The organism is Peribacillus sp. YIM B13477 (assembly GCF_042787955.1).
In the GTDB taxonomy this organism is placed as follows: domain Bacteria; phylum Bacillota; class Bacilli; order Bacillales; family DSM-1321; genus Peribacillus; species Peribacillus frigoritolerans.
On the sequence record NZ_JBHZPD010000004.1, the window covers coordinates 142,307 to 157,133 of the forward strand.

General features: G+C 41.0%; 11 protein-coding genes. 6 read left to right on the plus strand and 5 right to left on the minus strand.

Annotated elements, in window-relative coordinates; translation table 11 throughout:
* Window positions 1-31: 31 nt before the first annotated feature.
* A complete protein-coding gene (locus ACFX4H_RS14590) occupies window positions 32-619 on the minus strand; it encodes a TetR/AcrR family transcriptional regulator (protein WP_377435698.1) in 588 nt (195 codons plus the stop codon).
* A gap of 152 nt (window positions 620-771) precedes the next feature.
* Between ACFX4H_RS14590 and ACFX4H_RS14595 the strand changes: the two genes are divergently transcribed.
* Together ACFX4H_RS14595 and ACFX4H_RS14600 are read left to right on the plus strand one after the other, a co-directional pair.
* Entirely contained in the window at window positions 772-1,689 is a 918-nt protein-coding gene (locus tag ACFX4H_RS14595; RefSeq protein ID WP_034310818.1) for an ABC transporter ATP-binding protein, read from the plus strand.
* Entirely contained in the window at window positions 1,689-3,293 is a 1,605-nt protein-coding gene (locus ACFX4H_RS14600) for an ABC transporter permease (protein ID WP_377435699.1), read from the plus strand. Before ACFX4H_RS14595 ends, ACFX4H_RS14600 begins: the two co-directional genes overlap by 1 nt.
* 81 nt (window positions 3,294-3,374) lie before the next feature.
* Here ACFX4H_RS14600 and ACFX4H_RS14605 read toward each other — a convergent pair whose 3' ends face one another.
* From ACFX4H_RS14605 to ACFX4H_RS14615, 3 genes are all read right to left on the minus strand, one after another.
* Complete coding sequence (locus tag ACFX4H_RS14605; RefSeq protein WP_063589919.1) at window positions 3,375-4,124, minus strand: sulfite exporter TauE/SafE family protein; 750 nt, start codon at window positions 4,122-4,124, stop codon at window positions 3,375-3,377.
* Between the two features lie 1,363 nt (window positions 4,125-5,487).
* Complete coding sequence (locus ACFX4H_RS14610; protein ID WP_268592114.1) at window positions 5,488-5,865, minus strand: hypothetical protein; 378 nt, start codon at window positions 5,863-5,865, stop codon at window positions 5,488-5,490.
* A 46-nt stretch (window positions 5,866-5,911) separates the two neighbouring features.
* Window positions 5,912-6,208 carry a hypothetical protein gene (locus ACFX4H_RS14615; protein ID WP_377435700.1) on the minus strand — a complete coding sequence of 99 codons (297 nt, stop codon included), beginning with the start codon at window positions 6,206-6,208 and terminating at the stop codon, window positions 5,912-5,914.
* A 292-nt stretch (window positions 6,209-6,500) separates the two neighbouring features.
* Here ACFX4H_RS14615 and ACFX4H_RS14620 point away from each other — a divergent pair, with 292 nt between their 5' ends.
* Together ACFX4H_RS14620 and ACFX4H_RS14625 are read left to right on the plus strand one after the other, a co-directional pair.
* Window positions 6,501-7,913, plus strand: a complete 1,413-nt coding sequence (locus ACFX4H_RS14620; RefSeq protein ID WP_377435701.1) for a glycoside hydrolase family 18 protein — start codon at window positions 6,501-6,503, stop codon at window positions 7,911-7,913.
* Between the two features lie 302 nt (window positions 7,914-8,215).
* Window positions 8,216-9,001 carry a PhzF family phenazine biosynthesis protein gene (locus ACFX4H_RS14625; protein WP_377435702.1) on the plus strand — a complete coding sequence of 262 codons (786 nt, stop codon included), beginning with the start codon at window positions 8,216-8,218 and terminating at the stop codon, window positions 8,999-9,001.
* 284 nt (window positions 9,002-9,285) lie between these two features.
* On the opposite strand, the gene ACFX4H_RS14630 is transcribed toward ACFX4H_RS14625, so the two are convergent.
* Window positions 9,286-9,870: a LysE family transporter gene (locus ACFX4H_RS14630; protein ID WP_377435703.1), complete on the minus strand. Its 585-nt coding sequence runs from the start codon at window positions 9,868-9,870 to the stop codon at window positions 9,286-9,288.
* A gap of 103 nt (window positions 9,871-9,973) precedes the next feature.
* Here ACFX4H_RS14630 and ACFX4H_RS14635 point away from each other — a divergent pair, with 103 nt between their 5' ends.
* Together ACFX4H_RS14635 and ACFX4H_RS14640 are read left to right on the plus strand one after the other, a co-directional pair.
* A complete protein-coding gene (locus ACFX4H_RS14635) occupies window positions 9,974-10,528 on the plus strand; it encodes a helix-turn-helix domain-containing protein (protein ID WP_095679261.1) in 555 nt (184 codons plus the stop codon).
* Between the two features lie 1,469 nt (window positions 10,529-11,997).
* Window positions 11,998-14,808, plus strand: a complete 2,811-nt coding sequence (locus ACFX4H_RS14640; RefSeq protein WP_377435704.1) for a bifunctional metallophosphatase/5'-nucleotidase — start codon at window positions 11,998-12,000, stop codon at window positions 14,806-14,808.
* Window positions 14,809-14,827: the final 19 nt, after the last annotated feature.

Sequence of the window (14,827 nt, forward strand, 5' to 3'; positions counted from 1 at the left end):
GAGATATCGATTCACACCGTTTTTTCTTCATTCATTTCTCTTTTTCCCCAACGATCCCATAAAACAAAATCTTCATAATATCCTCAGTCAAAGGCAGGATGCTTTGATAAACCTCTTCCCGTTGGATATATTCATTCATTGCTTTTATATAAAATAAAATCGCTTCATTAGATAAGTTCGGATCAACATATCCTTGTTCCTTCCCCTGGTTAAACAGATCGATAAAGCGGGGCAGGGCCTTTTCTGTATATATTTTTTCCATATAGTTGATTCCGGAAGAATATTCCTTCATTAAATATTGATAAAAATCTTCATGAATTTGTTTGGCTGTTTCCTTCTTCGTGAACATGAGCTGCTTTATTTTTTCAGGGAAGGCGATGTTGCTGGCCAGTATTTGTTCAAATTCATCCAATGCCTTATCTGTATAATAAACAAAAACCTCATGAATTAGATTATGTTTGCTTTCGAAGTAATTATATATCGTTACTTGAGATACATTTGCTTTTTTTGCTATTTCCCCAATCGAAATCTTTTGGACACCATACTCCATGAATAAAGCTAAGGCAGCCTCCAATATATTCAATTTTTTTTGTTCCCTGCGTCGTTTAAATCCGTCCATTGTTTCACCTCAATCTTAGTTTAATTAAAAATATGTAATAGAACAATTAAATAAGTTCATAAACTATTGTCAGGAATTCTTCTTTTGTATATTATGAACTAAATCAATTAAAATATTTCATATTTTTTCAATGAGGAAGAGGTGGATGAGGAATGTCAGTATTGAAAACAACGGATTTAACGAAAAAGTTTGGAAAGTTCACCGCTTTAAATGGTGTGAACATTGAAGTGAATAAAGGGGAGGTATTTGGATTCATCGGTCCTAATGGTGCTGGAAAATCAACAACGATCCGTGTGCTGCTCGGGATTTTAAAAGCGACGGATGGGGAAGCGAAGATTTTTGGCAAGGATGCATGGAAAGATGCGGTTGAAATTCACAAGCGAATCGCGTATGTTCCGGGAGATGTGAACCTATGGCCCAACTTAACTGGCGGGGAAGTTATTGATCTATTTGTTGAATTACGCGGGACGAACAATAAAAGCAGACGCGAAGAACTAATAAAAAAATTCGATTTGGATCCTTCCAAGAAATGTGGAACATATTCAAAGGGTAACAGGCAAAAGGTTGCTTTGATTGCTGCTTTCTCATCTGATGCCGACCTTTATATATTGGATGAACCAACATCAGGTCTAGATCCATTGATGGAAAGGGTTTTCCAGGAATGTGTGATGGAAGCGAAAAATGAAGGGAAAAGCATATTGCTTTCCAGTCACATTCTTTCTGAAGTGGAAAGGTTATGCGATAAAGTGGGCATCATTCGGCAAGGCCAAATAATTGAAACGGGAACATTGGATGAATTACGTCATTTAACGAGAACAAGCTTGCTTGTCGAAACGAAGCAGCCTATTCCTGCTTTAGGGAATGTAAACGGTGTTCGGGATATCGTGATGAAAGACCAGGCACTTTCATTCCAAGTGGATACAGGTGAATTGGATAATGTCATGAAGTATATAAGCCAGTTTGGAATTGTGAAATTGGAAAGCGCGCCGCCTACATTGGAAGATTTATTCATGAGCCATTATGAAGGTGTAGGGAAGACTTCAGATTCTGGGGCGGGAGGTGCGTTATAATGGCGAACCAGTCCTATCATAATACAGGAAGACTTTCCCGATTCATCGTCCGGCAAGATCGGATTCGGATCCCTGTTTGGATCATTTCCTTATCCGTCCTTTCCTTTATGGTTGCGATGGCATTCACCGATCTGTACCCGACTGGGCTAGAAAGGCAAACCATTGCAGAAACGATGAAGAACCCTGCAATGACAGCGATGGTGGGGAAAGGTTATGGCCTGGATGACTATACAAACGGAGCGATGATGGCGCATCAAATGTTACTGTTAACCGCTATGGCTGTGGGGATAATGAGTATTTTACTTGTTACACGCCATACACGCGCAGATGAAGAGGACGGCCGTATCGAAATGATCCGTTCTTTGCCGGCTGGACGATTGGCTAATTTATATGCAACCATTTCCGTATCGTTTGGAACGAATGCGTTGATCGCGATAATAATCGGTTTCGGGTTGTATGCTCTGGGAATAGAAAGCATGGATTTGGAAGGTTCCCTTATGTATGGAGCTGCTTTAGGGGCAACCGGTATTTTCTTCTCGGCAATAACGGCATTATTTGCCCAGCTTACCGAGAGTGCTCGAGGTACGATTGGTTACTCCATCACTGTATTGCTTCTCTCCTATCTTATTCGGGCGATAGGGGATGTCAGCAATGAAACACTTTCCTGGTTTTCACCATTGGGTTGGGTTTTAAGTTCAGAAGTATATGTGAATAATTATTGGTGGCCAATAATCCTTACGATCGGTGCAGCAATCATTTTGGTTACCCTATCTCTATATTTGAATGCCATCCGTGATTTGGAAGCTGGATTCATTCCGGCTAAGCCCGGCCGGAAATATGCTTCATCGTTTTTAAAAAGTCCGCTTGGGCTCGCGCTAAGGCTGCAACGTACAGGATTGATCGCCTGGGCAGCCGGGATGTACATTTTGGGTGCATCTTACGGTTCCGTTTTAGGTGATTTGGAATCCTTTTTTACAAAAAATGAAATGATGGCCGAACTATTGACGCCAGTTGAAGGCTATTCACTGACAGAACAATTCTTGACAATGTTGATGTCAGTCATCGCCATGATATGCACCATCCCGCCTTTAATGGCAATGTTAAAGCTTAAAGGGGAAGAAAAAAAGAATCATACTGAACATTTATTGAGCCGTGCTGTATCCCGTACAAGGCTTATGGGCAGCTATCTTATCATCTCCGTTATTGGCGGTTTCCTCATGCTTGCGCTTGCTGACATCGGTCTTTGGGCAGTCGGAAATTCCATGATGGATGAAGGGGTTGCTTTCGGCACTATATTTAGTGCAGCGATGGTCTACCTGCCTGCGATGTGGATCATGATTGGTATCGCCGTGCTGTTTACTGGATTTGCACCAAAATTATCCGGTTTGACTTGGCTTTACTTGACCTACTCAATCTTAGTCGTTTATTTAGGGGGAATGCTTCAATTCCCGGAATGGATGGCAAAACTAACGCCATTTGGCCATATTCCGAAACTTCCTGTTGAAGATATGGACTTCATGAAAGTATTCATGCTTACAATCATAGCTATCTTATTACTGGCTGCAGGCTTTCTCGGATATAACAAACGGGATATCCGCGGTTGATGGTTCGACTATGATTCTATTATTCCTGAAAAAAGCCTGATTTCTCGTTGTTTTAATGAGAAATCAGGCTTTTATTGGTTATCAGTCATGGGGAATCAATAATAGTACACCTAGTGCCATGATGATGAAGAATAAATAACTTTCGAATTTCTTCGCGGGAATTCGCTTATTCATGAAGATTCCGAGACCTGTCGCAAGTAATATAGCTGGAATGGAATAAGCGTAAAGAATAAGTGAATCGGCTGTCCAAAGTCCGCCTAGCGCATGACCTGTCACGACCAGGATACCGGATATCAGGAAATGGGCTTGCAATGTTCCGCGGAATCGATCTGGATTCCATCTTCGCAAAGTTCCATAGACGACGACCGGCACCCCGTTAAAGTTATAGGCGCTGCCAAGGGCTCCCGACGCAAAACCGAAGGGCCATACCCAGCCCTTCGAGTTAAGTAATGGTTTATCCACAGCCTGAAAAAGTCTTTGCTTTAGAAGAGAATATCCCCCATATGCAATCAAAAAAACACCCAGTGCAGAAGTGATGATCATAGAAGGTGCGTAATGGAGCAAAGCCAGGCCCGCTGGTATGCCGATCACCGTTGAAGCCGCCAGCCTGATTAATACCGAGCGTTCGATATGCCGCCATCCGCTAACGACGGTTAGTGAAGCGACGGTAAGACCAGCCAATCCAATCAAGGAAACCGAAGTATTAAGCGGAATGTGAAGTAAGGCAAGCAGAGGCATGCTGACAATCGCTTCACCGAACCCGAACATCGTCCGCATCAAGGCGCCGATAAAGACTGCCGCCACCACCAATATGATGCTGCTGATCGTCATTCGTTCACCTCCTAAAAGCACAATAACCCTTCTATAATTATACCATACCAATCCGGTTTTAGACCGAGAGTACTATACTTTGAAACGGGTTGTTTAAGGTGCTTCACGATCTTTATGAAGTGTTTGAATTAGTTTTTAATGGAGAGGTACACACCCTTTGTCTTTGTTTCTTAAGAGTCGAAAACAAGGCTGAAAAAGCGGGTATATATCTTGAAGTGTTAATTTATTTTGATGTGAGGGTTTTCTAACAGATTAATAGGGGTAGCACAGGATCGTTTGTTAAATTAAAAAGTTTCCTAAAAGTATTGTTTGCTTTAACTCTTGTTCCTCTACTGTAATCACTCCCTTGTTTTTCTCAATTAAGAATCCGGGCTCATATTGGGAAACAAAAATGATACGTAATTGAAAGGGACATTGATAGTTTTATTAGGGGACACAAAGGGGACATTGATGGAGTTTTCATGTACCCACAAAAACACTAGGCTTTGCCTAGTTCAACAACTTAGTTGGGGACAGTTTTTCCTTATGCTCTTTCTTCCACCAATACCTTTAAGTTATGACACTTTCCATTTAGATAAATCAAGTAATTGGCTGAAGAAACAAAGGCACAAAAAAAGGAAGAAAGACTTTTGTAGTCCCCCTTCCTTTTTTCGCTTTACTTTTTTGAAATTTTTCTTAATAAATATAAAGCGTATATGATAGCTGGTATAGCTCCAATCATTAAAATCATGTTTATTAAACCAAATATAAAATAAGAAGACGATACATTCATTTTAATTCAACCCCATTAAAAATTTTAATCTTTATATGTGTATTATTCATTTGAAAAATTTCCCTTATTTAGTAAATTAATTATGTACTAGCAAATTATAAACTAATTTAACTATCAATTGTACATATTTACCTACTAATTAGGAATGCAGTCCCTAAAATGTTTATTTACAACAAAAATTACTTTAATTGATTAAGTTGAATGTCAGATAAATTACACTCAGCATTGAACAAAATCCTGCAAATGAAAGAAACGCATAAGTTAGAGTACCTACTACCCCTATTGACGTTAACACCACAGCACTTGCCATTACCCTCAACACGTACAATGCAGGATGCAACTCACTACCTCAATAGAATGAGTGAATTAGAGATTAGATTAAGGATTAGAGTCAGGAACCTACGTGGGCCGACGTTAACCTCCGTTAAGTTATGACACTTCCCCTTTAGATAAATCAAGTAATTATTTTCCTGCATAAGAAAAGGCTGAAGTGGAAATACTTCAGCCTAAAAAACCCTATATATATATTTTAGAAGAATATCCTTTAGCATTTACGAATCAATCTCAGGTCTTTTTTTCTCAGTTAGTGAATTAATCATAAAAGATTAGATGCATATCACTGTTAGTCCTTGATTTCGCAAAAAATTCTGCTTCATTTCCTCCATCAACAAAGTTACCAATACCCCGGAAAATGCCACATTGGCCTCGATCTAAATATCTTACCCCTACATAATCATTATAACTGTCAGGATCATACTCCCATAATTCAACTTTTAACTTACCAGCTGGACCCACGTAAGAATCCCGACAAATCTTATAATCACCACCAGTAGAGGCAAACACATCACTTTCAGCACCATTAGAATAAAGAGATTGTTCTCCTAAGTAATCCCAGCCACTTGCAAATGTAGAAGAAGGGAACAACAACGCAGTGACCAATGCCACAGCACTCATTTTAAACATTTTCATGCTCATTCCTCCTCACCCGTTTTGACTTATTATTCTCCATATAATTCTAATCAATATTTTTTATATTATCATCTATCCAAAGATTCACTTTTTCATGAAGCGTTTTTGTAGTATCCACTACTTCATGCCCAATATATGGAATTATAGAAAAAAGTGAAATGTGCTCGTCATTCAGTTTTGGAATGTATTTCTGAATCATCTTTAAACTTTTAAGCCTTACCGGATCAAGTAAACTAATTACCTCTGAATCCACCATTTGTGTAGAGACGTCCCGATTTCTAATACCAGCAATCAGCAGCAGAGTTGCTGCTAAACTAACACTGCAATCCATGGAATAGGCCAATGCTGAAATTCTTTCATGCTCATAAGCTTTGATCTTAAATGAATCCTTTCCTTCAATTACTTCGGCTTCTAAATCCCCTCTAAAAACCGTATGACTGCAGTCTCATTTAAAATACATGGACGCCCACCATACATTCCCTGGAATTGATAGCTGCCATTATTATTTTTTTCCCTATATCCTTTACAGGCTTATGAACACATTCATTTAATGAGTGTTGAACGCAAAAAACATATTAGGGCTATCCAGGGAATAAAATGAAAGGGATATTTTAAAGGAAAGCGGGGCTGTGCATGTGAAAATCCATGTGGTGAATAGGGGGGATTCTTTGTGGGGAATTTCCCAGCAGTATGGTGTCAGTATCAACCGGATTGTTCGGATCAATGGCCTTGAAAATCCAGATAAGCTGGTGATTGGCCTAGCCCTTTTGATTCCTGAACCTTATCTTCAGTACAGGGTTCAGCAAGGGGATACTCTGAATAATATCGCAAATCAGTTTGGAATTACGGTACAGGAAATCATGCAATCGAATCGCATCACAAATCCTTCCGCTATCTATCCAGGGCAGAGACTAACCATCCCGGTTATTTATCATACCGTAAGGGAACGAGATACCCTTTATGATATAGCGAGACGTTATGGAACGACAGTCCAGGCCATTATGCAGATGAACAGGATTACAGATCCGTCCAATATCCATATCGGACGGATAATGAGGATTCCCCAGAAACCAAAACCCATCATTGAAGTAAATGGTTTTACAAACGTTTACGGGCAAGCCGGTGCGGAGCAAGTACGTGAAGTAGCCTACGATCTGACCTACGTAAGTCCATTTGGTTATAGAATGAGGCAAGATGGCAGCTTAGAAGTCATTGATGACATCCCGACGATCCGGGCGGCACAGTCGACTGGCGTCATACCCATGATGTGCATAACGAATTTTTCCGCGACGGAAGCGGGAACTCAGCTTGCCCATACAATACTTTCTGATTTAAATTTAGTGGAAACATTATTAACCAACGTCATAAAAACGATGAAAGATAAAGGGTACCGTGGATTGAATATCGATTTTGAAAGTGTAGCACCAGAGGACCGTGATTTCTATAATCGCTTTCTCCAAAGAGCAGTGGATCGGTTGCATCCTGAAGGCTACTTTGTGTCATCCTCCCTTGCCCCAAAAACTAGCGCCAATCAAAAGGGACCATTAGTTGAGGCACATGATTATCCAGTTCACGGACAGCTGCTCGACTTCGTGGTGCTGATGACATATGAATGGGGTTACCGAAAGGGGCCGCCGCAGGCAATCTCCCCCATTAATGAAATAAAGCGTGTCCTTGACTATGCCGTAACGGTGATACCAACAAATAAAATCTTCATAGGATTTCAAATTTATGCACGGGACTGGCTTATTCCTCATGAAGAGGGACAGGAAGCAGAGACTTTCGACATGCAGGAAGCGATCAGACGCGCCGTCCAATATAATGCAGAAATAAAATATGACGAGACAGCCCAATCTCCTTATTATAGGTACAAAGATGATCAGGGACGCACACATGAAGTTTGGTTTGAGGACGCACGCAGTGCCAAAGCCAAATTCGATCTGGTGAAGATTTACAGGTCAAGGGGTCTCAGTTATTGGGTACTTGGTTATCCGTTCCCCCAGAATTGGGAACTGCTTGGAGATACATTCATTGTACGGAAACTGTAGGGTGTTTTGTTACCGCAAGGCGTATCACACATTATTAATATAGTGATGGGCAGCTTTTTTATAAAGCTGTCTATTTTAGTATTTCGAAATGCACTACAAGAATTACCGGTTTTTTATGACAACGTTTAAAATCGTCTGGAACCTGAGTAGATAAAGGGACTTAATCGAGGACGCCATATGGTGTCCTTTTCATTTTAATGAGAACTCTTTAAAAAACCAAGGGAGTGGTCATTCAAAAAAGGAAAAGGGCTCCTCATTGTGGAATTAGGAGACTAGAATATCACTTACCGGAGGCACATTTTATGGAACTAACCATCATAAATACGTTTACTGATCAACCTTTTAATGGAAACCCTGCTGCAGTCTGCCTTCTTACCGGGGAAAGTGACAGCGAGTGGATGCAGAGCATAGCTAAAGAGTTTAATATGCCTGTTACCGCTTTTATTCAACCTCATAATGGTGAATGGAAGCTGCGATGGTTCACACCTTTCATTGAAATCCCGATTTGTGGACATGGGACGCTGGCAAGCTCTTTCTTTTTATGGGATAAAGGATACGTGCCAAGGAATCAGCCGATTGCCTATCAGACGAAAAGCGGGCTTCTCACTGCAAAATTCGTTGAAGGAATGGTTCAGCTGGAATTTCCGTCATTAAGGGAGAAGGAGACCGCTGCCCCTGATTTACTGATAAAGGCTTTAGGTGTTGTGCCTGCGTATGTTGGGCAAAACAAATGGGATTTTCTAGTCGAAGTTCAATCAGAGGAAATCGTAAGGAATTTAAAGCCGGATATAGACTCCATTGCCCAATTGCCGGTTCGGGGCGTCATCGTGACGAGTCAATCCGATAACAGTGAATATGATTTCGTTTCACGTTTCTTTTCCCCTGCGCAAGGCCTTGACGAAGATCAAGTAACCGGCTCGGCCCATTGCTGTCTGGGCCCCTATTGGAAAAGCAGGCTGGACAAAAGTATTTTTATAGCTTATCAGGCATCGGAAAGAGGCGGACTGTTGAAAGTTGAAGTAACGGAAAACACAGTTAAACTTTCCGGCCATGCCGTCACAATATTCAAAGGGAACTTAACCATCTAGATAATAAAGGAGGTTCGGAATGGTTTCATCCCAAACCATGATTTTAAAACAAGACTGGAATATCCATAATGTTTTTTTACTATAACCCTCGTTTGATGGAAGAAATTTGCGACACTCCTGCCGAAAAACTGGCTAGCCGAGACCCCACAGACGCTTGCGTCGAGGAGGCTTGGCAGCCAGTCGGCGGAAAGGGAGCGGATTTCTGAAATCAGCTGGAATTTTATTGAGGGGGTGTAAACCTTGGACGCGTTTTCCCCGCAGGAAACTTGCGCCCTTTACCCTTTTTAGTGTACAAGAATCGAAATGGCACTATACACTAATAACAAAGCCATGATTACATTAAACTGACTTCTATACTTTGATAAAAACGTTTGAAAAACAGAACCGAACATACTCCAGCAGAACGTACTCATAAAACCAACGAAAGCAAGAAATAATGAAAAGAATAGTAAGCTGAAATTTGAAGAGTGATAAGGTAGGATGAAGGTCGATATTGCCGTGATGCCATATAAGATTCCTTTTGGATTTATGAATTGTAAAAGCATGCCTGCTATAAAACTATTGTTCTTGTCATCATTATCGTCCTTCGCTTTAGTTGAACTGGAAATGATTTTTATGGCCAGATACAGCATGTAAATTGCACCAAGGATCGTCATGATAAATTCAATCTTTGGTATGAAATTTTCAAGCAAAACATTAAAATAACTGCACAATAACATGATTACAAAAAAACCGGCACCTACTCCAAAACAAAATTTAATCGTCTTTTTTAACCCGTACTTGTTCGCAAATAACATGGCCATGATGTTATTTGGACCCGGAGTGAAACTTGTAACAAAAACAAATAGCAAAAAAGATAGTAATGGCATGGTTGACTCCCCTTTGTATGCTATAATGACCAAAATTGACATTATAACGATTTCCTTTTTATTGTACAATGCCGACGTTATATTGTAAATAAGGAGCATTTTTATGGAAGAAATAAATTTTATTATTGCTAACAATTTAAAAGCCATCAGGGAAAGTAAGAAATTAAGTCTTGAAAAGGTTGCAGAATTGACTGGAGTAAGCAAAACGATGATCGGACAAATAGAAAGGGGAGGATCGAGCCCTACGATTACAACGATTTGGAAAATAGCCAATGGATTAAAGATTTCATTTTCTTCATTGATAAATAGTCCTCAGCCGGATACAAAAATTGTTTTAAAAAGTGAAATTCAATCATTATCTGAAGATAACGGCAAATATCGAGTTTATCCCCACTTTCCCTTTGAGGATGAGAAGCGCTTTGAAGTATATTCAGTCGAGATAGAAAAAGGTGGATTCCTAAGTTCCGATCCACATAGGGAAGGAACCGAAGAGTACATAACTGTTTTTGAAGGGGAAGTGACAGTACGTGTAAATAACGAAGAATATACGGTCAGGAATGGTGATTCTATCAGGTTCAAGGCTGACAGACCGCATGCCTACCATAATTCAGGGGATACAATAACTCGATTAAGCATGATCTTATATTATCCAACTTAAAAAATGGAGTAATGTAGTTCTGTTAATATATCTTAGCAAAGTGAATATCCCCTATGGATTGACTGTTGTATGGTCTGCCTGTTGGGATACTGCTTCAAGCCGATTTTCTGGTTTTCTTACAGAATCGGCTTTTTTTATTTAGTCTTCTTCAAGCCCAATTACTTGAAGTACAATATTTCACAATGTCTATAAACTATATTTAACCTTCCCCTACTAATATAGAAATGTACCTACTTATCCTCTGTAAGAAACCCTTGGAGGATTCGTCCATCCCGCAGCAAGGCGTCTCTTGATTCTCGCAATACGCCAATTTCCTATAACTCACATTGATGGAAGAAATACACTCCTGCCGAATAACTGGCTAACCAAGACCCCGGAGACGCTTGCTTTGATATGGATTGGCAGAAAGTCGGCGGAAAGGGAGCGGATTTCCGAAAGGGGGTATGTGTAATGATTTACACTCCAGGCACTCGCTTTCCGCGGGCGGTCCGGGAGCCTCCTCGGCGCTCGCCTGCGGGGTCTCCATTGGCCACGCTTTTCCCGCAGGAGTCTCGCACCTTACGTTCCAATCAACTGGAAACTTCTCTTTTTAGAAATATTTTAGGAAAACTGGCTCTTCTTCTCCAATTCGTCTACAGTCTGGCGGTTCCGCCAATTTTCCGGCAAAAGCAGTTTTGAATTGCTCTCGCCCCAAACCATGAATTTAAAAGAAGACTAGAATATCCTTAATGTTTTTTTTACTATAATCCTCATTGGATGGAAGAAATTTGCGACACTCCTGCCGAAATACTGGCTAGCCGAGACCCCGGAGACGCCTGAGTCGAGGAGGCTTGGCAGCCAGTCGGCGGAAAAGGAGCGGATTTCAGAAATCAAGCTGGAACGTCTTTTTTAAAAAAACTGCAGGTAAACTAGTTCTATATGGTTTTTTATTGTTTTAATGAACTCTTGTTGGATGGAAGAAATTTGCGACACTCCTGCCGAAAAACTGGCTAGCCGAGACCCCACAGACGCTTGCGTCGAGGAGGCTTGGCAGCCAGTCGGCGGAAAGGGAGCGGATTTCTGAAATCAGCTGGAAGTTTATTAAAAAAACTGCAGTTTCTGAGAGAGAGTTAACTTTCTCTTTTGATTAATTTAGGTATAAAGACCAAGGGTGATACCGGCTGAAACTGATGCTATTTTACTAATGAATCGTTTTATTGATATATCATCTATCTGTTACTAGGTATTTTAGGGTGACTATAATGAAAATATTCTGTTAATATTCGGTGTAGTATTGTAAATTTGTTTTAAAATTGGATTATTTTGTTGTAATATAGGAGATACACGAATCTTTAGAGGAAAAAAGTAGGGTGGATTTGTGTATGGGTAAGTAAATTTGTCGGAATTCATTTTTTGGAAAAGTGTGTCAATTATATGGATAAGTTAGCAGAATGTTATGCCAGTATAGAACTAATGGGGGGATTACGATAATGGGGAAAAAGAAAATCGTAAAAATTGCTTCAGCTACCATAATGGCTGCGACAACGATCGTAGCAGTAGCGCCGGCACCATCGGATGCTGCCACTAGCCTTAATAGTAAAATCAAAACGGCCAAGGCCGCCATCAAAAAACCATTCGATACCTATTTCTACACTTCTAAACTCGCTTCAGTGTCCACTGTTGAAAAACAAATCAAGTCTGCAAAACAAGCAAAAAAAGACATCAACTCTACCATTAAAAAATCAATGTTAAGCAAAAAAGAAAAAGATGCCAAATACAAAGAAATCGAAGCTTATGATAAGTACATCACTCGTTCGGAAGGTTATGTAAAAGGATATAGAGCGGCTGAGAAAGCAAAAGCTGCACATGGCAAATCGATTGGCAACCTTACGAATTCAATACTTGCCAAGAAATCCATTGATATCAGGAATCAATACGAGGCACTGGATAAAGCCGTGAAAAAGGCAGATAAGGATATTAAAGATACGGTTTACGGTGCGAAAATCGAAAAGCTCCTATACGATAAATTCACTAAAGCGACCAAAACAGCTTTGAACGGTGACCTGAAAGTTCCATACTACTATGAAAAAGCTGCTTACTGGGTGAAGAAAGGTGATTTGAAGACCGCGGATAAGCGCATGCAGACCGTTTCTTCGCAATTGAAGAAGGTCAGCAAAACATCCAAGCTCGGAAAAGCCATACACGCCTATGTTAAAGAAGTGAAAGGTAAGTATGATGATGCGGTATATGCAGAAAAGAAAAAAGAAGTGGCAAAGCAGGTCAATGCCTATGTAGCTCTTGCAAATGGGGAACTTAAAACGAAAGAACAGATAAAAGCGGCTAAAAAGGCCAGAGCCGACATCCATTTAAATGGGATCAAGGAGTCGGACCGAAAGGAATTCGAAACGAAAATAGCATTGGCGGATAAGAAAGTAGCTGCCGCTAAAGAAGCTTTGAAAAATCCAGCGAAAGCGATCACGCTTTCCTTGATGCATACGAATGACACGCATGCCCACTTGGACAATGTGGCCAAAAGGGTGACGGCTGTTAAGGAAGTGCGCAAGAGCAAGCCGCAAGCTCTTTTGGTTGATGCAGGTGATGTATTCTCGGGAACTCTCTATTTTAATGAATTCAAAGGGCAAGCGGATCTTCGCTTCATGAACTTAATGAAATATGACGTCATGACATTCGGGAATCATGAGTTTGATTTGGGTTCAAGCGCCGAAGGGCATCAAGCTTTGGCTGACTTCATTAAAGGGGCAAAGTTCCCGTTTGTCAGTTCCAATGTGGACTTCTCCAAAGATGATAAGTTCAAGGGACTATTCTCGGATTTGATTTCAAGTAAGCCAGAGCAAGGGAAAATATACAATGGCATCGTAAAACAAGTGGATGGCCAAAAGGTAGGGTTCTTCGGGCTTACGACTGAAGAAACGAAAGATATTTCAAGTCCAGGAAGTATAGAATTCGAAAATTATCTTGAAGAAGCCGAAAAGGCGGTCAAGGCATTCAAAGGCATGGGTGTCAATAAGATCGTTGCCGTATCCCATATCGGTTACGATGACAATGCAGCCTATGACAATGATTTGACATTAGCTGCCAAGGTCAAGGGCATCGACGTGATCGTGGGCGGACATAGCCATACGCAGTTAAACGCCCCCGTTGTTATTGATAAGGATGATAAGGGGAAAACGAAAGATCCCACAGTCATCGTTCAAGGGTATCAATATAGCGACTATTTAGGAACGATCGATGTGGAATTCGATAAGAAAGGCAAGATTGTCGGACAAGCCGGTCAGCTGATTAAGCTTTCTGAAAAACAGGATGATGCTGAAGCGGCAAAAGTGCTCGAAACATACTCCTCGAAGATTAAGGAGCTGAAGGAAACGAAGACTGGGGCAACAGCTGTAAAGGCCTTGGAAACCCCTCGTGATTCAGGTGATGAAACGAAACCGAGTGTTCGTAAAAATGAAACGGAACTGGGTAATTTAATTACGGACGGAATGCTTAGTAAAGCGAAGGAATTCAATAAGGATACGGTAATGGCATTTCAAAATGGCGGGGGAATCCGCGCTGGCATCGATCAAGGTGAGATCACTTTAGGGGAAATCCTCACCGTTTTACCGTTTGGGAATACGTTAGCGACGATGAAGCTCACGGGTGCAGAAATCAATGAAGCATTAGAGCATAGTGTAAGCCTGGCCCCTAAGGAAAATGGCGGCTTCCTGCATGTTTCCGGAATGAAATTCAGCTACGACAGTTCGAAGGAAGCAGGCAATCGTGTGACAAAGGCAGAAGTCCTGGGACAAGATGGAACATATTCCGAATTGGATGCAACGAAGGAATATACCGTGGCGACCAATGCTTTTACAGCCAAGGGCGGAGATGGATTCACCGTATTCAAGAAGGCTTATGAAGAAGGAAGAGTGACGGATATAGGCCTCGCCGATTGGGAGAATTTACGTGATTATGTAAGCGGGCTGAAAACTGTCGATCCAAGCATCGAAGGACGCATCAAGGATGTGGCTGGAAGCCATACAGAACCGACTGTGGTATTGGCTAAAGACTTTGGCGGAACGGCTGATGCGCCAAAAACACATGAAGGCAATGTAGTTGTGGATATCACGGATATTGCTTCATTGGAACATGCAGTGGTTAAAGGGAATCTTACATTAACGGGAACTCCTCCGGATGATTTTACTTTTTCAGAGGTTACAGTAGAGGGTGATTTGGATTTATCGGGACTTAACGGTAAGACCGTAAGCCTGAGCGGTGTCACGGTGAATGGCGAAACCATTCTTTAAACGGTTTTCAAATGATTGC